Consider the following 20950-nt stretch of genomic DNA (forward strand, 5'->3'; position numbering starts at 1 on the left):
TGCAGGAGCCTGTTCTTTTATTGCGTGACACAGTCTCAGTCGGTTTCGCGCAGATGGCGATTGAGGATCTCGGCAATCTCCGTCACGGAGGGCTCTGCCAGCAGCCCCGCGGGGCGGCCCGCAATGCGGTGTATCTCGATTCTTCTGGAATCGGCCGGAACCCATTCCGGAATCTGCGCAGCCTTCGTGCGTGCCGTGGAGTTCTCCATCTCGAACACCAGAACTCCGCCGATGCGGTCCGCTCCCTGGCTGGCCCTGCCCGTACCCGTCAGGCGCGTGCGCAGCTTGGAAAAGATTCCTGCTCTCTCTTCCTGCGAAGACGCCGGCGCGCTGCCATGATGTGTCGCATCTTCGATCAGCACCAGCCGCTCCACCGTCTGCTGCCGGTTGGCCAGCTCCGCGCTCACCGCCAGCAGCATCGCCGCGTCTGCCGAGGCGCCGCCCAGCAGATAAGGCCCCTTCGGCTGAAAGCTCTGCAGCTGATCCGCCAGCATGGCTGGCGGGTCAGCGGCCTTTCCTCGCTGTGCCGGCATAGTGCTGTACTGCAGCGCATACAGCGGCCGCTCCGCATCCAGATGCTCGCCCAGTCTTCGGTATCCGTCTATATCCGCAGTCAATCGATGCACGAAATAAAGAGGCAGCCTGCTGCCGCCCTCGCGAATTCCCGTGAGCGATGACGCCGGCTGAGCCCATCTCTCTTCGTGCACCTTCCGCGCAAGCTGTCGAATCGTCGGCGATTCAAAGAGCACGGAGAGCAGAAAAGTATTTCCCATCCTCTCCTGTATCTCCGAGAACAGACGAAACGCCAGCAAAGAGTGTCCACCGAGATCGAAGAAGTTATCGTCGATGCCGATCGGCCGGCGGTCGAAGCAATACTCCCACAGGTTCACAAGCTCGCGCTCCAGCCGATCGCGCGGCGGTTGCGGGCCGCGCATTTCATCTCGTGGAATCTGTATCGACGCGGCCAGCGCCCCGCGATTGATCTTTCCATTCTGTGTAACCGGGATGCGGTCAATGACTGCAATCTGTCCGGCGGTCATCCACGACGGAAGCAGCCGTTGCTGGTGTGCCGCCAGCTCTGCCGTATCGATCTCGATCCCTGCGCGTTTCACTACGCAGGCCACAAGAAAATCTCCCTGCGCCGCATTCTTCTGCAGAAGAACGGCTGCATCTTCGATCGCCGGATGCTGCCGCAGCACCGCTTCAATCTCGCCCAGCTCGATCCGGTAGCCGCGCAGCTTGATCTGCTGATCCATGCGTCCCAGGTATTCGATATCGCCGTTTGCGCGATACTTCGCCATATCGCCTGTCGCATACGCGCGCTCAGGTTCAGAGAGAAGGTTAAGAGGCACAAACCGCTCCGCCGTCAGATCGGGACGCTTCAGATAGCCGCGCGCCACACCCTCGCCCGCGATATAAATCTGCCCCGGCACGCCCGTCGGCACAGGTTGCAGATTCTCGTCCAGCAGATAAATGCGCGTGTTGGCCAGCGGACGTCCGATCGTCGGCGCCGCATCGGGTCTTCTGCGCGCAAACGTGGAATACACCGTGGTCTCGGTCGGCCCGTAAAGATCGCAGACATCGCGCACGCCGCTCTTCGCATACAGTTGTTGCACAAGTTCAGCGGTCAGCGGCTCACCCGCAAGATTCACGCATCGCACCGAAGGCGGAAGCGCATGGCTTCTCAGCAGTGCCGCTGCAGCGCTCGGAACCGTATTGACGAGCGTTACCTCTTCCCGCGCCGCCAGCTCCGGAAGCTGCAGCAGATCGTCCGCAAGGATGACCATGCCGCCCTGAGACAGCGGCAAAAAGATCTCAAAGACCGAAAGATCGAAGCAGATCGAGGTCGAAGCCAGCACGCCGCTCAGCAGCTCCCGCGAAAATGCCTCGCCGCCCCAGTGCAGGAGCGATACGACGCTGTGATGTTCAATCGCCACCCCCTTGGGTCTGCCCGTCGACCCCGAGGTGTACATCACATACGCGAGCGATCCACCGTTCACCGCAATCTCCGGCCGCGCATCGGATGCAGCCGCTACCGCCTCGCCATCCGCCTCACAGTTCGCCACTCCTGCCGTCAACGCAAGCCATTCCGGAGCGCCGCTCGCGTCCGTAACAACAATGCGGCAGCCGCTGTCTTCGACCATGGCGGAAAGCCGCTGCGCCGGATACGCCGGGTCCAGCGGTAGATACGCGCCGCCGGCCTTCAGCACGCCCAGCATGGCTGCAATCATGGCAGGCGAGCGCTTCATGCAGATACCGATTGGGTCTTCTCTGCGCACTCCGCCATCGATCAGGGTCTTCGCAATGCGGTTTGCATGGGCCTCCAGCTCGCGGTAAGACACGCGCTGCGACTCCCATCGAGCAGCGGTCGCATCCGGCGTGCGCTCCGCCTGCTCTTCAAAGAGAGAGTGAAGCGTCTGCCCCTTCTCGAAATCCATCGCCGTGTCATTCCACTCCACCAGAATGCGGTGCCGCTCCTCAGCGGAAAGCAGGGGAACATCCGCGATCGACGTCTCGGGATCACGCGCAATCGCATCCAGCATCACGGAAAAGCACGCGGCAAAGTTTTGAATATCGGCCGCGTCGAAAAGATCGGTTCGATACTCGAACCATCCGCTCACGCTGTCAGGCAGCTCCGTAAGCTGCAGCGTCAGGTCAAACTTCGCAATGCCCGGATCGGTATCCACCTGCACAAAAGCGGCCGTTCCCGGCTGCATAAAGGAATCGAGCGCAAACATGATCTGAAACAGCGGCGATGTGCCCGCTTCACGTTCATGGCGCAGCTCCGTTACCAGCCGCTGAAACGGTACATCTTTGTTTGCATACGCTCCCAGTGCGGTCTCCCGAATACGCCGCAGCAGCTCGCGAAAGCCGGGCCGCCCCTGCAGGTCGCAGCGCAGCACCAGAGTATTCACGAACATGCCGATCAGCGGCTCCGTCTCCGTGCGGCTGCGCCCCGTCACCGGAGAGCCGATACAGAAATCCTCTTTGCCCGTATATCGGTACAGCAGCACCGCAAAGGTCGTCAGCAGCGTCATGTACAGCGAGGCGTTCTCCGCCCGCGCCAGGCTGCGCAGTGCCCGCAGCGTATCGGCTGAGACGGTAAACGGATGTGTCGCCCCCGCGAAGGAGAGCATCGGCAGATGCCTGCGGCTGAAGGGCAGCTCAAGATGCACCGGCGCATCCCGCAGCCTGTCCTTCCAGTAGCGGATCTGCTCCTCGATCCTGTTGCCAGGCGCCTGCCGCTCCCACACTGCGTAATCGCCATACTGAATCGGCAACGGAGCCAGCTCCGGTACCGAATGATTCACCGCAGCCGCATAGAACCGGATCAGCTCGCTGCGCAGAATCCCCATCGACCACTGATCGGCGACAATATGGTGCACATTGACGAAAGCCACATGCCGCTTCCTCGCCAGCCGGAAGAGGTGAAAGCGAATCAGCGGCGGATGATCGAGGAAAAACGGCTGCCGCACAGCCTCGCGCAGAGCCTCATGCAGCTGCCTGTCCTGCTCTTCACCGTGAAGATCAGAAAGGTCCGTAAAACCGGACGGTGTGCTCAGCCACGCCGCAATACTCTGCATTGCCTCACCATGTACCGTCCGTACTGAGGTGCGCAGAGATTCATGCCGGGCCACCAGCCCATCCACGGCCGTCTGAAAGATCGCCGGATCGACCTCGTCTTCAATCAGAAAGGCCTCCGGCATGTTGTACGCAACATTGCCCGGATGAAAACGATCGACCAGCCAGATGTTTTCCTGTGCGAAGGTAAGCGGAACCGGCTGATCGGGCCTGCGCGGTTCCAGCGGAGGCAGCGGCCGAGCGGTCGCATTGCGCTTCAGATGATCGAGCAGCCATCCCTTGCGGCGCACCAGCTCCGCCTGCAGCTCAGCGTCGAGCACGCCTGGCGGGGCAGAGACGCGCAGCCGTCCGTCGCTGCTGCGCAGCTCGACGTTGCGCTGCCGCAGCAGTTCCAGAAACTGCAGGTCCGTCAGATCGTAGGCCGTATTCAGAAGCAGCTTCCGTTCGGTAAATCGTGTTGGGTACAGATCAACTGCATACTCGTTTAAATCTCGATCTCTTCGCGCTCTCCGCCGCCGGCCGCGGCCATACCCGAGGCCCATGGAATAGTACGGATCAGCTGAGCGAACTCCGCCGGAGTCGGAGCCTCAAAGACAGTGCGCAGCGGCAGGTCGACCCCAAATCGTTCGCGGATGCGGGCCATTACCTGGATGCCCAGCAGCGAATGCCCTCCGAGCTCGAAGAAGTTGTCATGCGAGCCCACCCGGTCCACGCCCAGCAGATTCTGCCAGATGATGGCGACAGCGCGCTCCGTCTCTTCCGTCGGCTCCGTGAACTCCTGGCTCAGCGCCGGGCGCGGGTGGAAGTTTACCGCAGCGCCCGCGGATGTATTCGTCAGCACTTCCCGAAGCAACGCATGCACGCCGGCCGACTTCGCCAGTTGCCGGTACAGATCGCGTGTGGAAACAATGATGCGGGTCTGCGGGCAGGCCAGCACTCGGTCAAAGACCTCCACTGCCTCGCGATTCGTAATGCCTTCGCCCATCGCCTCCCGTCGTATTTCGGAAGCGAAGCGATAACTCGCATCGGCGGCCATTCCCGTCTCGCTCCACCGGTCCCAGTTCACCGAAAGAACGCGCGTTCCGTCTTCACGGTCATGCGCCGCGGCAAAGGCATCCAGAAACGAATTTGCCGCTCCATAATCCGACAACCCAACTCCGGGCACAACGGCGCTGATCGAGGAAAACAGCAGAATGAAATCCGTCTCCTGCCCGGCAGTAAGATCGGGAATCCATGCGCAGCCTTCTGTCTTCGGCGCAAGCACCTTCTCGACCTCATCCCGCGACCGGCTCTGCATCATGCTGCTCGCGCCGAGCCCCGCAGCGTGAAGCACGCCGCGGATCGGTCCCAGCGTGGACCGCACAGAATCCAGCGCCGCCGCCATGCTCTGCCGATCGTTCACCTCCGCTCGTAGCAGATGAACCTCACCCCCTGCGGCGCGTATCCGCTGCAGCGCGCGAATTCGTGTCCTGAGCGCCTCTGCCGTCTCCGGAGCCGCCGCAATCTCCTCCCACCGCGCCTCAGCAGGAAGCTCCGAGCGTGTCGTCAGCACAACGCGGGCCTGTGCCGTGCATGCCAGGTGCTCCGCCAGAACCAGCCCCACACCGCCCAGGCCTCCGGTAATTACGTAAACACCACCGTTACGTATTCTCAGGGCATTGCCCGCGGGCGCATTCGTCGCCAGTGGCTCATACTCTTCGACCCAGCGCGTCCGGTGCCGCAGCGCGATCACTTCGCCATCGGGTTCTGTCTGCACTTCGCGTTCAAGCTGTCCCGCCAGCATAGCCGCGTCCACGGTGTCGGGATCGATGTCGATGACCTTGCAGGCAACGTTGGCATTCTCCAGCGGAATGACCTTGCAGAAGGTTGCCAGCGCCGCCGCGGCGGCATCGATCGTGCGCTCTCCAAAAACATGCTGCCCTCGCACAGTGACCACATGGATCGCAGCATCGCGTGTGGAGCTGACATCGGCAATAGCCTGTGCCAGGTACATCGCGCTGTACAGCCCTCGATCCCAGCAGCTCTTTCCACCGTCATCGGAGTCCCCTTCCGCCGCCCAGCCATGAAGGATCTGTTCCGGCCAGAGGCCGTCGTCGAGCAAATGCTGTATCAGCGCTGCATAGTCCTCGCGCTTTGAGAGATCGATCGTGTAGCGCTCCGCCGACTCCCGCAGAAGTTTCTTCCCGCTGCGCACCTGAATCACGCGAGCCTTCTGTGCCAGGCGCTCCCGCAGCATCCGCAGCGCCGGAAGAGTATCGTCTGCCAGCACCAGCCATACCTGCTCAGTATCCTGCTCTTCCCGCTCCGCAGGCACAGCCGTCAGGCTGCGCTTCCACGAAGGCGTATAGAACCATGAGGAAAGCTTCTGTTTGCTGTCTGTGCTTAGTGCCCCGGTCGTCGCAGCCGCTTCATGACCGGCAGTCCGCGCTTCAATCCAGTATCTCTGCCGCTCGAAGGGATAGGTCGGGAGAGACACACGGCACGGCGCTTCGCCTGCATGCAGTGCGCTCCACTCCATCTCCGCGCCGGCCAGCCACAGCCGCCCCGCGGCATCCAGCCAGTGCTCGTAATCCTCTTCGCGCGCAGACGGGTGGCGCATCGTGGAGATCAGATGCTTCGGCGCGTCTTTGCCGAAATGCTGCCGCTGCAATGAAAGCAGGGATTCGCCCGGTCCCGCTTCCAGCATCACAGCGTCGCCCTGCTGCCTCAGCGTGTCCAGCCCATCCGCAAAGCGTACGGCGCTGCGCATATGCCGTCCCCAGTACGCGGGGCTGGTCGCCTCTTCATCCGTAACCCATGTGCCGGTAACGTTTGAAAGATACGGTATCCGCGGAGCGTGCAGCACCACGCCGGCCGCCTCCGCCGTAAGCGCGTCAACCGCGGGGTCCAGCATGGCCGAGTGAAATGCATGCGACGTGCGCAGTCTGCGGCAGGGGACATGGCGCCCCTTCAGCAACGCTTCCAGCGCTTCAATCTCCTCCGCCGGTCCTGACGCAACCGTCTGGTTGTGCGCATTCACCGCCGCAACGCAAAGGCCATCACTCAGCAAGGGACGTGTCTGCTCTTCCGGCAGAGAGACCGCGAGCATCGCTCCGGCCAGCATCGACTGGATCAGCTTCCCGCGCACGGCAATCAGGCGCAGAGCGTCTTCAACCCGCATCACGCCGGCCAGACACGCCGCGACATATTCGCCGACGCTGTGCCCCAGCATGGCCGCCGGCTCTATCCCGCACGCCTGCCACATGCGGGCAGCGGCATATTCCACAGTGAACAACGCAGGCTGCGTCACCCATGTCTCGTTCAGCAGCGCTGCCGCCTCCTCTTCCCGTTCCGCGCCGGGATAAAGAATGCTGCGCAGGTCCAGATGCAGAAGCGGCGCGAGAATTTCGCAGCAGTGATCGACATGCTCGGCGAACAGGGGCACATTGCGATAAAGCCCCGCGCCCATCTGCACATACTGCGATCCCTGCCCGGGAAAGAGGAACACGATATCCGGCTGCGCCTGCTCCACAACGCTCGTTCGCGCGCGCGGGCTGCCTGTCTCCTGCAGTGCGCGGATCGCATCCTCTGCATCGTGTGCCGTCAACGTGCGCCGATAGCGAAAAGCCCGGCGGCCCGACTGCAGAGTAAAAGCCACATCTGCAGGACACAAATCCGGATTTGCTTCCAGATGTTCCGCCAGCCTCTGCGTGGCGCTCTCCAGCGCGGCCTCGCTGCGTGCCGACCACACCAGAAGCTGCGGCCGCTGCAATCGCGGCTCGTCCGGCTGCTGCCACTCCTCGAGCGAGACATGCGCGTTCGTCCCGCCGATACCAAAGGAGCTCACACCCGCGCGAAAGGGCGTCTCTGCCTCATAGCGATGCAGAGAGGTGTTCACGCGAAACGGGCTCTGCGCAAACGGAATGAGTGGATTCGGCGCGGTAAAGTGCAGAGTGGGCGGAATCGTTCGATGACGCACCGTGAGTGCGGCTTTTATCAGTCCCGCCACGCCGGCCGCCGTATCCAGATGTCCGATATTCGTCTTCACCGAGCCGATGGCGCAGAACTGCCTTCTGCTTCCTGTATTTCCGAAGGCCTGCTGCAGCGCCGCAACCTCTATCGGATCGCCGACCTCCGTTCCCGTGCCGTGGGCCTCGATGTATCCCATGGATGCCGGTTCAAATCCGGCCATCTCCATCGACCGGCGAATGGCGATGCTCTGGCCCTCCACGCTCGGTGCCGAATATCCCACCTTCGCTGAGCCGTCATTATTGATGGCGGCGCCCCGAATCACCGCATAGATATGGTCGCGATCGGCCAGCGCATCTTCCAGGCGCTTCAGCACCACAATGCCCGCGCCGCGCCCCGGCACCGTGCCCGCTGCCTTCGCGTCGAAGGCGCGGCAGTGTCCATCGGGCGAAAGAATCATGCCCGGCATAAACAGATAACCGCTTTTCTGCGGAAAGGCGATCGAAACCCCTCCCGCCATCGCCATATCGCACTCGCCGCGCAGCAGGCTCTCGAAGGCCATCTGCACAGCCACCAGCGAGGTGGAGCATGCCGTCTGCACGCTCACTGCCGGACCCTTCAGGTTCATCTTGTAGGCGGCCCGCGTCGCCAGAAAGTCCTTATCGTTGCCGAGCATCAGCTGATACAGCCCGACCGTCCCAACCGTCTCCGGGTTCGACAGCAGATTGACCGGTGCATACGTGTTCATGCCCGCGCCGGCAAACATGCCGACAGCCCCGGCATACTTCTCCGGATCGTATCCGGCATCCTCAAGCGCCTCCCAGGCGCATTCGAGAAAGACGCGCTGCTGCGGATCGATGATCTCCGCCTCACGCGCGCCGAAGCCGAAGAAGGGTGCATCGAAGGACTCAGCATCCTCCACCACGCCGCCGCTGCGAACGTAATCCGGATGGTCCGGCATCGACGCATCCACGCCCGCGGCCCGCAGCTCCTCATCGGTCGAAAGATGAAGCGACTCAACCCCCTCGCAGAGATTGCGCCAGTACTGCGCGACATTCCGCGCGCCCGGAAAACGGCATGCCATGCCGATGATCGCCACCGCCGTATCGCGCCGCTGCAGAGAGTCTGGTCTCATCGCTTCAAAGCCCTGTACTGCATCTCCCATCTGTTTCAAGCCATCCCGCCGGATACGGTCGTTGTCTTCTGTTGCCGTTCAAGAAATCCCGCCAGCGCGCCAATCGTCGGATACTGAAAGAAGCTCACCAGCGAAAGCTCCGGATCGATCTCACGCTTCAGCCGCTCATGTGCCTGCACAATCAGCAGTGAGTGCGCGCCCAGGTCGAAAAGATTGTCATCGATGCTCACCCGATCGATCTTCAGCAGCTCGCAGAACACCCGAGCAATCGATCTCTGCATCGCTGTTCGCGGAGGAAGAATCGCCCGCTCCGCTGTTTGCCCGCTCTCTTCCGGCGCCGGCAGCGCGGCGCGATCGAGCTTCCCGTTTGGAGTCCTCGGAAATTCGCTCAGGAAAACAAATTTGGCCGGAACCATATACTCAGGCAGCTCCTGCCGCAAAGCGGCTCGCAGCGCGGCAACAGAGGGCCGCTGCGGCTTCTGCCCGGCCGCCAGATACGCAACAAGCTGCCGGTCTCCATCCGCATCGCGCAGCAGAACGACCGCGTCCCCGATCCCCGGCTGCCGGCGCAGAGCGGCTTCTATCTCGCCCGGCTCAATGCGATAACCGCGCAGCTTCACCTGATGATCGAGCCTTCCTGAAAACTCCAGCGTTCCATCGCGCCGTCTGCGCACCAGGTCGCCCGTGCGGTACAGCCGTGCTCCAGGCACATCGCTGAAAGGATGCGGCACAAACTTCTCCGCCGTCAGCTCAGGCCGATGCAGATATCCATGTGCCAGCCCTTCGCCCCCGATCAGCAGCTCTCCGGCTACCCCGGCCGGCACCGGCTCACGCCGCGCATCCAGTACAAAGAACGACGTGTTTCGAATCGGCGGCCCAAGCGGAACTCTGCCGTCGTGAATCTCCCGCAGTTCGAGCACGGAAGACCAGATCGTCGTCTCCGTCGGGCCGTACATATTCCATACGCTCCGCACCCGCTCGATCAGCTTCTGCGCCAGTCCTGCTTCGAGTGCCTCGCCGCCACACAGCACCTTCAGTCTGCGGTCGCCCTCCCATCCCGCAGCCAGAAGCAGTTGCCACGTCGCCGGAGTCGCCTGCATCACCGTTGCAGCGCTGTGCCGCATATCCGCCATCAGCCGTTCTGCGTTGCCCGGTTCCAGAGCAATGTGAACCTGTCCGCCCGCAAGCAGCGGCAGATACAGCTCAAGCCCGGCAATGTCGAATGAGATGGTCGTGACCGCCAGCAGTACATCGTGCTCCGTAAACCCAGGCTCGCGGCGCATGCTCTTCAGAAAATTCATCAGCGCAGAGTGCGGAATCTGCACGCCCTTGGGCCTTCCGGTCGAGCCCGAAGTGAAAATTACGTATGCGGGATCATTCGCAGTCACCCCGCTCTCGAGGTTGGGCAAAGCGCCGCTCTCTGCCGGAGCAAAGATCTCTTCGAGAGTGAGCACGCGGCCGTCATGCTCGGGAAGCTGCGCGCCGAGGCTGTTCTGCGTCAGAACCACGCGCGGTTTCGCGTCTTCCAGAATCTGTGCAATGCGCTGCTTTGGATAAACAGGATCGAGCGGCAGATACGCCGCGCCCGACTTGAGGATGCCCAGCAGGCCGGCCAGCAGATGCGCCGATCGTTCGGCATAAAGCGCCACAAGCGATTCCGGTCCTGCTCCCGCGGCGCGCAGGCCCTGCGCTACTCGATTGGCCCGCTCATTCAGCTCGGCATAGGTCAGCGCTTCCGTTCCTGCCACCACCGCCATGCAATCCGGTGTTCTCTGCGCCTGCCGCTCGAAGTGCTGATGAAAGCAGAGTGCCTCATCTTCGGGTTCGAGGGTGCCGTTCCACTCTTCCAGAAGCTGCCGCCGCTCCTCCGTCGAAAGAAGCGGAATCTCATTGACCGTCTGCAATGGATCGGCAACCACCGCGCTCAGCACCGAGCGGAAGTGTCGCTGCAGCTGTTCCATGGTTTCGCGATCATACAGATGCGTGTTGTACTCGAAATCGATGTGCAGCTCGCCGTGCCGCGGCCATGCCTCGACCGTCAGATCATAGCGGGCCGTGCCGAAATCCATTTCGATCAGCCGGATCGTCAGCCCGCTCAGCTCCAGATCCTCAAGCGGAAAATTCTGGAAGCTGAACATCGTCTGAAACAGCGGAGCATGATTCAGATCGCGCTCCGGACGCAGCGCCTGGACCAGACGCTCGAAGGGCACTTCCTGGTGGTCATACGCCTGCAGCGTCATCTCGCGGACCCTGCCCAGCAAATCCCGGAACGATGGATTGCCTTCAAATCCGGTGCGCAGAACCAGGTTATTGACGAAGAAGCCGATCAGGCCGTGAAACTCGCTGCGGCTGCGGTTCGCCGACGGCGATCCCACCACAACATCGGTCTGCCCGGTATAGCGGTACAGCAATGTCTTGAAGGCCGCGAGCATCACCATGAACAGCGTCACGCCCTCGCGCTGGCCGAACCGCTCCAGCTCCGCCATCCTCTCTGCGGGCAGCACCATGCGCACGCGATGCCCATCCGATGTCTCGTGCCGCGGCCGGGGATGATCGGCAGGGAACTGCACCACCGCAGGCGAGCCCGCGAGCTGCGCCTTCCAGTAAACAAGCTGCCGCTCCACCTCGCCGCCTTCGAGCCACCTCCGATGCCACTCCGCATAATCGGCATACTGCACCGGCAGCGGCGGCAGCGCCGCCTCGCGCTGCTCCATGCCCGCGCGATACAGCTCGGTAAACTCCTGCACGAAGACGCCCATCGACCACCCATCGGAGATGATGTGATGCATCACCAGCACCAGCACATGCGACTCCGGCGCCAGCGTCAGCAGCGCCGCGCGAAACAGTGGCCCGGTCTTCAGATCGAAGGGGCGTTTTCCGATCCGCGTAGCAGCCTCCAGCATCTCCTCTTCCTGCAGCTCAAATGGAATATGCCGCAGATCGATCCGTTCCATTCGCCATGCCGGGCCATCGTCGATCACCGCATAAGGAACGCCGTCCTTCTGCGCGAAGCAGGTGCGCAGCGCCTCGTGCCGCCGCACAATGCCCGACAGGCTGTCTTCGAGTACCGCCTCGTGGAGCGGTCCGGTAAGCTGCAGCGCCGCCGCCATGTTATAGGCGGGGTTTTCCGCGTCAAGCTGATGCAGAAACCACAGCCGCTGCTGCGAAAACGAAAGTGGCAGCGCCCGGGTGCGATCCACGCGCGGAATCCCCGCGCTGCCCGAGCGCGCCGCTTCACGCGAGATGCGCAGAAAGCTGAGAATCTCCTGCTTCCTGCCGGTCAGCTCCTCGCACAGCTCTGCCGTCAGCACGCCCTTCGGCGCGCTGCACTTCAGCGACTCGCCTTCGAGCGAAAGCATCACGCCTGCCACGCGCAGCTCACTCAGGAACTCGAGAGTCGACCTCATAGGCGAATCTCTTCCTGCTGCAGGCCGCCGCCTTCCGGCGCCATCGTCTCCTGCATCGTCCACAGGATCGTATCGAGCGCATCGGCCAAAGCCAGCACGGTCGCCTGCTCGATCACCAGCCGCAGCGGAATCTCCTGTCCCAGCACCGCGCGCAGCCGGTTCTGCAGCGTGATCGCCATCAGCGAATCGAGCCCCAGGTCGGTCAGCGGCACATCGAGGGGCGGTACCACGCCAGGCTGCAGTCCCAGCACCGCCGCCGACTCACGCTGAATAAACTCACGAATCAGCCTTTGCCGCTCTTCTCCCGACGCTGCCCGCAGCGATAAGAGAGCCGTCTCCCAGGCTCGGGCATCGAAAGATGCCTGTGCCGAGTCCTGCCCTCGCGCCGCGTGATCTTTCACTGCGGTCGCGCCCTCCGCGGCTTCTTCAAACCAGAACCGCTCATGCTGCCAGGCATAGCGCGGTAAAGAGACCACGCGTCCCTTCGCCGGCAATACCTTTGTCCAGTCGCAGCTTCTGCCGCTCACGTAGCGCGTTCCCGCATCGGCTGCGGAAGCGGCAATCTCCATCGACGAGGCCAGCGCAGTGCCCGCAGGCTGCGCGTATCCCACATGTCCCCACTGCGCGTGGCCGCCGCTGCGCCCGGCGAAATAATCCTTCAGTCCGCTGCGAAGCTCTTCTTTTGTTTTCCCTGTGACCGCAAGCCGCCATTCGTAATGGCTGCGGCGCAGCGCCGCCGTCCGGCAAATCTCCTCGGCAGAGGCCTCTGTCCATGCAGAGGAGTCATCGAATGCCGCCGCCATCTGCCGCAGAGCCTTTTCGCTGCGTGCCGACAGCAGCAGAAGAAAATCCTGATCCGCAGAAGCCATCGCGTCTTTCGTCACTGCCAGTGCCGGAGCCTCTTCGAGAATCACGTGCGCATTCGACCCGCTCATTCCGAATGAGCTCAGCCCGGCAAAGCGCGGACGCTCGCCGCGCGGCCACCATGCGCCCTCGCTCGCCGGAACCAGCCGCGTTCCCTCCAGAGAAATCTCCGGATTCAGCCGCTCAAAATGCAGGTTGCGCGGAATGCGCTCCTGCTGCAGACTCAGCGCGACCTTCATCAGTCCGGCCATTCCCGCCGCAGCTTCCAGATGTCCGATATTCGTCTTCACCGCGCCCAGCATGCAGGGCGCAGCTCCTGCGGCCTCTCCATATACGGAGCACAGCGCGCCCACCTCAATCGGATCGCCAAGGGATGTGCCCGTTCCATGCGTCTCCACATACGTCACATCCGACGCACGCACCGCTCCGTTTTCGAGCGCCGCGCGCATCACCGCCTCCTGTGCCGGTCCGCTCGGAGCGGTCAGCAAAGTCGACCGGCCGTCCTGATTCACCGCCGTGCCGCGAATCACCGCGTGGATACGGTCCTCAGCCGCCAGCGCGTCCGCCAGCCGCTTCAGTATCACCACGCCGCAGCCCTCGCCCGGCACAAACCCATCGGCGCGGCTGTCAAATACCTTGCATCTTCCATCCGCAGCCAGCATGCCCCACTCCGCCGATGCGCTCGCTTCTTCGGGCGAGATCTTCAGATTGCTCGCGCCCGCAATCGCCACACTGCACTCGCGCAGCCGCAGGCTCTGGCAGGCAAGGTGCACTGCAGTCAGCGACGACGAGCACGCCGTATCGACCACCAGGCAAGGCCCATGCGCATTCAGCAGAAAAGCGATCCTGCCCGCGGCCATACTCTGCGCCGCGCCCGGTCCGGTTCTTGCGCCGGTCCGCTTCGCATGCTCGAGCTGGCTGCGCAGATAATCCTGATTGCAGAGCGCGACAAAGACGCCCGCCCTGCTGCCCGAAAGCGCAATCGGAGGAATTCCGGCATCGGCCAGCGCCTCCCACGTCACCTCCAGCAGGAAGCGCTGCTGCGGGTCCATCTCCCGCGCCTCGACCGGAGAAATGTCGAAGAAGGCCGCATCGAACTGATCCGCATCGTCGCGCCAGCCGCCATAACGCGTGCGCTTCGCCAGCCTGTCTGTATCACTCCACCGTCCTGCGGGAATCTCACGGATCGCATCCACGCCCGCATCCAGCAGCTTCCGGAAGTCGTCAGGTGAGTTGACATGGCCGGGGAAACGGCAGGCCATGCCCACAATGGCGAGTGGTTCGGAGCCCGGCAGATCCGCATCCGGATTCTGCCGCGCCTGTCTCACGGCGAGCGCAAGCCGGACCGCCGACAGAGTCGGTCTGGATTCAGCCATGCGACCCTCCGCTCATCGCCTTCTCCGGATGCATCAGCAGCGCCAGTGCCTCATCCTCCGAAAGCGCGGCAACCGAGCGCAGTGCAGCATTTTCCGGCATCGTCTGCGATGCATCCGCCATCGCGTCAGCATGCGTCTTCAGACCTCTGCTGTTGTCCAGGCCCAGGCGCTGCAGAACCTGATCGGCCAGCTGCTTTACCGTTGGATAGTTAAAGACCGTTGTCGCCGGCAGCCGCAGCCCCAGCCCTGCATTCACGCGCCGCACAAACTCCAGCGCCATCAGCGAATCCACGCCCAGCGTCCCCAGCGGCCGTTCGCGCTCGATGCGCTCCGGTGCCAGCCGCAGCACGCGGCCCAGCTCCTGCTGCAGATGATCCTCGAGTATCTCCCGTTGTTCCGCAGCCGTCTCCGCCGCAGCCAGCACATCCACAATCGAAGCCCGGCCTGTCTGAACTGTGTCTTCTCTTCGCACAAAGCTGTCGACCATACCGGCAAAGGCCGGAGGAATTCCATTGCCGGAGTGAAAGCGCGCAAAGATCTCCGGATCGAAGTTCATCGCAACCGCCTGCACCGGCCTGATCGCAAGCGCCTCGCGCAGAGCCTCCAGCGCCTCCTCGGGAGAAAACGCCATCATGCCCTGCAGCTCATATCCTTCCAGGCTTCGCGCCGTGCCTGCCTCCTGAATCAGCCCCGTATCTTTCCAGCCGCCCCAGTTAATGGAGATCGCCGGTGTGCCCTGTGCGCGCAGACGATGCGCGAACGCGTCCATAAACGCATTGGCCGCTGCATAGCTGCCGTGACCGGCCTGCGGCAGAACCGCGGCAATCGACGAGAAGAGCACAAAAAACTCCAGCGCTTCATCCCGTGTCGCCTCGTGCAGATTCCACGTACCCGTCACCTTCGGTCCCATCACCGCATCGAAGCGCTCTGCGGTCAGGTCCATAATCAGCCCATCGTCAATCACCACCGCCGCGTGCAGAATGCCGCGCAGCGGCGGCATCTCTTCGCGAATGCGCTCTATCAGCTTCGCAACGGCATCTGCATCGAGCACATCGGTCCGGTCATGCACCACCTTCGCGCCGTGTCTTTCAATGCGCTCGATAATCGCCTGTGTCTCTGCAGAAGACGCCCGGCGCGAAGCCAGCACAATATGCCGCGCTCCGTTCCGCGCCATCCACTCCGCCACCACCGACCCCACGCCACCCATGCCGCCTGTAATCAGGTATGTCGCGTCCGCCGCGAAAAGAGACCGCGCCCGCTCCGGCAGCACCTTCACGTCGCGCGTCATCTGCACCACGACCTTGCCGATCTGTTTCGCCTGCGCCAGAAAGCGAAAGGGAAGATCCGGCTCCGCCGCGCTGAAGCACTGCACCGGCAGCGGCTTCCACTCGCCCGCATCCAGATGACCGATCACCGTCCGCAGCATCGTCTCCATATAATTGGGACGCTCTTCCACCGCAGCGGCAAGATCGACCGTATGGTACGAGATGTTTCTGCGGAAGACCTTCATGCCGATCCGTCGGTCGTCGTAAAGATCGCGCTTGCCGATCTCCACAAAACGTCCATAAGGAGCCAGCACATCGAGACTGCGTGAGAGAAACTCGCCTGTCAGCGAGTTAAGCACCACATCCACGCCGCGCCCACCCGTAATCTCCATCACGCCATCGGCAAACTCCAGCGATCTCGACGGCAGCACATGCTCAACGCCGATGCTGTGCAGCCACGCATGCTTCTCCGGTGAGCTGGCCGTCGCAATGATCCGCGCTCCCAGCTTCTGTGCAATCTCCACACATGCCAGCCCTGTTCCTCCGGTAGCAGCGTGAATCAGCACCCACTCGCCGGCGCGCAGCCGCGCCAGCTCCACCAGCGCATGCCATGCAGTCAGAAAAGCCACCGGTGCCGCTGCCGCCTCTTCAAAGCTGAAGCTCTTTGGCTTGCGTGCCACCACCCGCTCCGGCACAACCACCTGCGATGCGAGCATGCCGACCGTCGCCGTGTACGGCGTAATGGCAATGACTTCATCGCCCGGCTGAAATGCCGTTACCCCTTCGCCGATCTCGATAATCCGGCCTGCGCACTCCGTTCCCAGAGCCACCGGATCGCGCGGATCGACGCCCGGACACGTTCCCAGCGCCCGCGTCACATCCAGCAGATTCACCGCCGCCGCTGCGACCTCAATCGCGACCTCTCCTCGTCCAGGCTTCTGTCTCTTCACTGCCCGCAGCGCAAGGTGATCGAGCGTTCCCGTCTGCTCGGTCTCGATGCGGTACTCCTGCTCCTGCCGCAGCGATACGCTCTGCTCAGTCACCGCAGCCGCGCAGCGGCCGAAACGTGCCGCATACTTCTTCTTCCCGCGCAGCGCCAGCTGCGCTTCCCGCTCATCGGAGAGAATCGCGCGCGCCAGCGCATCGATTTCACCCGCAGACGGCGATGCGCTCAGATCCGCCAGTACCGTCCGCAGCTCCGGATGCTCCCACGCAATCACCCTGCCGATTCCCCATGCAGGTGCCGCTGCAAGGCCCGGCGCCGCATCCTTCACAGCCTCCACGCTCACCGCGCCCTGCGTCACGGCCCACATGCGCGGAGGATTCTCCCATCCCGCCTTATGAATCGCCTGCACCACCGCCGGCAGATGATAACTCCCCATCGCCTGTGCCTTCAGAACCGATGCCAGGTCCGCTTCGTCTTCCTTCGCGGAGTCCAGCCCCCACAGGTGAATGACCGCTGCAGGCGCGCCAAAAAGCAGCGCAGCTTCCCGAAGCACACGCTCCGCGTCCGCGGCCGTTGTGGTCGCGGCCGCCTCTGCGATTGAAGCGCCTGCGCCATTTCCGTTCCCGCTGTGATGCTGCGGTGCCCGATATGCCTCGCCTTTGTGTATCAGCGTGCAGCGCACTCCCGCGGCAGCCAGCCGTTTCGCCAGCGTCTGGCCCGAGCCTCCGTCGTCCGTAAAAAGGATACAGTGACTATTACGATTATCCTGGACTTTGCTTTCTTCCGTTACTTCCTGCCACGTCAGCTCAAAGAGCGAATCGGAAAACTCATTCTTCGCTCTCTGCGTAACGCGCTGCGCCGCCAGTCCGTCAATCGCCGCAATCACCGAGCCATCCCCGCGCAACAGGCGCAGATCGACGGCAAAGACCTTGCGCCGCTCGTCATACTCCGCCAGCCTTCCGTGGACAAAGACATCGCCCTCTGCCGGAGCCGCGCCAAAGACGCGCATGCTCTCCACCGCAACCGGCAGCCATGTATCGCCGGCCGCGGCGTGCCCGTTCAGCGGATTCAGATGCAGCATCGACTGAAAGCAGGAGTCCAGCATCGCCGGATGCAGCACATATCCTGAAGAGCCATTCGCGCGCACACGGCACAGCACCGCATCACCGCGTTTCCAGCTCTCCGCAAGCAGCCGGAACGCAGGCCCATACTCCAGCCCGCGCCGCGCCATCTGCCGGTAATGCTCTTCCGCGCTGCCGTGCACAGCGGCCTCTCGCAAAAACGCTGCAGGATCGATCGCCGCCGGAGCCTCCGCGTTCTCTGTCTTTCGCAGCCGCCCCTCCGAGTGCAGCGTCCAGCCATGATTCGCCTGCGGCTCGCCGCTCCTGCTGCGAATCTCGAAGCGATAGCCGTCACCGCCTTCGCGCCGCAGCACCAATTGAAACTCCTGCGCTTCGCTCTCGGACAAATACGCCGCCGCAGTCAGCGAGATATCGCTCAGCGCGAAATCCTCACCCGGACGCTCCGCGCGCATCGCCTCCATCGCCAGCTCAAGATGCGCCGAAGTAGGCAGAAGCGCCGACCCCAGCACGCGATGATCGCCCAGCCAGGGATGCGTCGTCAGATCCACTTCGGCCTGCCATGCCACTACATCCGGATCGGCCGGCGATTCGAATCGCTGCTTCAGCATCGGACCATACAGGCTGCGCATCTTCTGCTGCGTCCGTCTGCGATCTGTCGATACCAGGTCCGGCCAGTAGCGTTCACGCTGAAAGGGATAATTCGGCAGCCGCACACACTGGCCGCCCGCGCCATAAAACCGATTCCAGTCCATGGCGCAGCCCGCTGTATATAAGGTTCCCAAAGCCGTCAGCATCGCAGTCTGCTCCTGCTGTCCGCGTCGCAGGCAGGGTACGATGACCGCCTCCGGATGCGATGCCTGCAGCGTGGCCGCACTGGCAGGCAGCAGAATCGGATGCGGACTCAGCTCGACAAAAATGTCATGCCCTTCATTGGCAAGCGTCTCAACGGCCTTCGCAAACAGTACCGGCTGCCGCAGATTCCGTACCCAGTAATCGGCCGTCATCTCTTCGCCGGACACAAACTGCGCCGTCACCGTGGAAAACATCGGCGTCGCCGCAGGCTGCGGAGCTACGTCATGCAGTTGTTCTCGCAGTGCGCCGAGAATCGGATCGACCTGGGAGCTGTGCGAAGCCACATCGACGTTGACGCGCCGCGCAAACACCTCACACCGCTCCAGCTCGGCCAGCAGCATATCGATCGTCGCTGCATCGCCGGAAAGAATCGTTGTGCGCGGGCTGTTGCTGGCCGCCACGGAGACAAGTCCGTTCGTCGTGCGCAGCAGCGGTTCCGCCTCACTGACGGAAAGCTCGACCGTCGCCATCGCGCCCGACCCGCGAATGCTTCGCATCAGGCGGCTGCGACGGCAGATCACCGCAGCGGCATCGTTCAGGCTGAGAATCCCGGCAATGTGGGCCGCAGCCACCTCGCCCATGCTGTGCCCCACCACCGCATCGGGCGTCACACCCCATGAGCGCCACAGCGCCGCCAGCGCCACGCTGATCGAGAACAGCGCAGGCTGCACAAAATCAATTTCCTCAAGATGGGTTGTGGTCTCAGCTCCGAGCAAACGCTCGATCAGCGACCATCCGGTCTCTGCGGCAATAGGCGTATCCAGCGCTTCAAGCGCCGCTCGAAACGCCGGCTCGCGCTCGTACAGCTCCCGCGCCATGCCCGCCCACTGCGAGCCCTGCCCTGGCGCGACAAAAACGATGCGCCGTCTGCCTTTGCTCGCCGCGCCCTTTACCACCTCGGCGGCATTTTCGTGCCGCAGCGCCGCTTCGATGCCCGCTTCTACTGCCTGCCTGTCGCTGCCGGTGATCGCAGCGCGATATTCGTGATGCGTGCGCCGTTGGGCAGCCGTAAAGCAGATGTCCCGCAGTGCCGCGTCCCGGCCTTCGACGCGCAGATACGCAAGGTCCGCCTGCAGTACCGCATCCAGCGCCTCCGGAGTATGTGCCGAAGCCGTCAGCAGGTATGGCCTGTTCTCGTCGTCGTGCCGCTCCGGCACTTCGTCTTCTGTACCGCTCCACGCTTCCAGCACCGCGTGCGCATTCGTTCCCGTCAGGCCGAATGAGCTCACTCCGGCAAGAATCGGACCTTCTGTCCCGCTCAGGTCAAGCGGCTCCGTCAGCACCCGCAGCGGCAGCGTATCCCAGTCAATCTTCGGATTCGGCGTCTCGCAGTGCAGGCTGCGCGGTACCAGTCTGTGCCGCAGCGCCAGCGCCGTCTTGATCAGTCCACCAATGCCTGCGGCCGATTCCGTATGTCCGATATTGCTCTTGAGCGAGCCGACGCCGCATGGCCTCTCCACACCCGCTGAAGCCAGTGCCTCGCCCAGCGCCTCCAGCTCCGTCGGATCGCCCACCCGGGTCCCTGTTCCGTGCGCCTCGATATAGCGCAGGTGCTTCGGATCGATGCCCGCATCCTTCCATGCCTGGCGCAGCATCTGTCCCTGTCCGGCCACGCTCGGCGTCATCATCAGCCCGTTGGTGCGTCCATCGCTGTTGACCGCCGTGCCGCGAATCACCGCGTAGATCGGATCACCCGCGGCCTGGGCATCGCGCAGCCGCTTCAGCACCACAACGCCCACGCCCTCGCTGCGTACAAAGCCATCCGCCGAGGCATCGCCGAACTTGCACCATCCATCGCGCGACAGCATCCCCGCCGGCGTAAAGAGCTCCGTGATCGTCGCCGAAAGAATAATGTTGGCGCCGCCCGCCAGCGCCATCTCGCACTCGCCCGCCCGCAGGCTGCGGCACGCCAGATGCACCGCCACCAGTGACGACGAGCAGGCCGTATCCACCGCCAGGCTCGGGCCTTCCAGGCCAAACGTGTATGAGAGCCTGCCCGCCGCCGGAGCGCGTCCTCCGCCCGTGGTCACATAGAAATCGAGATCCGAGCCCGAAGCATACAGGCACGACTCGAATTCGCTCGACCACAGCCCGACAAAAACTCCCGTGCGCGATCCGCGGTACGACTCCCGTGTCTGTCCCGCATCCTCCAGCGCATCCCATGCCGTCTCCAGCAGCAGGCGCTGCTGCGGGTCCATATAGGTGGCTTCCCGCGGCGATATCTCGAAAAAGCGTGCATCGAACCGGTCCAGGTCGCGCAGAAATCCGCCCCGGCTGGTCGTGATTCGCCCGCCCGTGCGTTCGAACTCCTCATATACCGAGTCGATCTCCGGAAAGCGGTGGCCGGGATAAACGCCGATCGCGTCGCGGCCTTCCGTCAGCAGCTGCCACAGTTCCTGTACGCTGCCCGCTTCCGGAAAGCGGCATCCCATGCCGACAATGGCTATCGGTTCGTGGTCACGCTCGTAAAGCTGATCAGCATCTGACATTCCA

The 20950-nt window shown here is 63.1% G+C and carries 5 protein-coding genes; all 5 read right to left on the bottom strand.

Translation table 11 applies throughout. The annotated features are described in order from the left end of the window. Positions 1–35 precede the first annotated feature (35 nt). From D0Y96_RS14275 to D0Y96_RS14295, 5 genes are read right to left on the bottom strand one after another with little or no spacing between them, the layout of a single operon-like run. Positions 36–4124, bottom strand: coding sequence for a non-ribosomal peptide synthetase (locus tag D0Y96_RS14275; RefSeq protein WP_117301158.1), 4089 nt, complete (start codon positions 4122–4124; stop codon positions 36–38). After that, positions 4067–8665 carry a type I polyketide synthase gene (locus D0Y96_RS14280; protein WP_158562397.1) on the bottom strand — a complete coding sequence of 1533 codons (4599 nt, stop codon included), beginning with the start codon at positions 8663–8665 and terminating at the stop codon, positions 4067–4069. The genes D0Y96_RS14275 and D0Y96_RS14280 overlap by 58 nt, the downstream gene beginning before the upstream one ends. A 35-nt stretch (positions 8666–8700) precedes the next feature. Continuing rightward, on the bottom strand, positions 8701–12072 hold the full coding sequence (locus D0Y96_RS14285; RefSeq protein ID WP_117301162.1) for a non-ribosomal peptide synthetase: 3372 nt from the start codon (positions 12070–12072) through the stop codon (positions 8701–8703). Then, positions 12069–14312 (bottom strand): type I polyketide synthase, encoded by a 2244-nt coding sequence (locus tag D0Y96_RS14290; RefSeq protein WP_117301164.1) that lies wholly within the window; start codon positions 14310–14312, stop codon positions 12069–12071. The genes D0Y96_RS14285 and D0Y96_RS14290 overlap by 4 nt, the downstream gene beginning before the upstream one ends. Continuing rightward, positions 14305–20946: a type I polyketide synthase gene (locus D0Y96_RS14295; RefSeq protein ID WP_117301166.1), complete on the bottom strand. Its 6642-nt coding sequence runs from the start codon at positions 20944–20946 to the stop codon at positions 14305–14307. The genes D0Y96_RS14290 and D0Y96_RS14295 overlap by 8 nt, the downstream gene beginning before the upstream one ends. Positions 20947–20950 lie beyond the last annotated feature (4 nt).

This window comes from Paracidobacterium acidisoli, from assembly GCF_003428625.2.
Taxonomy (GTDB): Bacteria; Acidobacteriota; Terriglobia; order Terriglobales; family Acidobacteriaceae; genus Paracidobacterium; species Paracidobacterium acidisoli.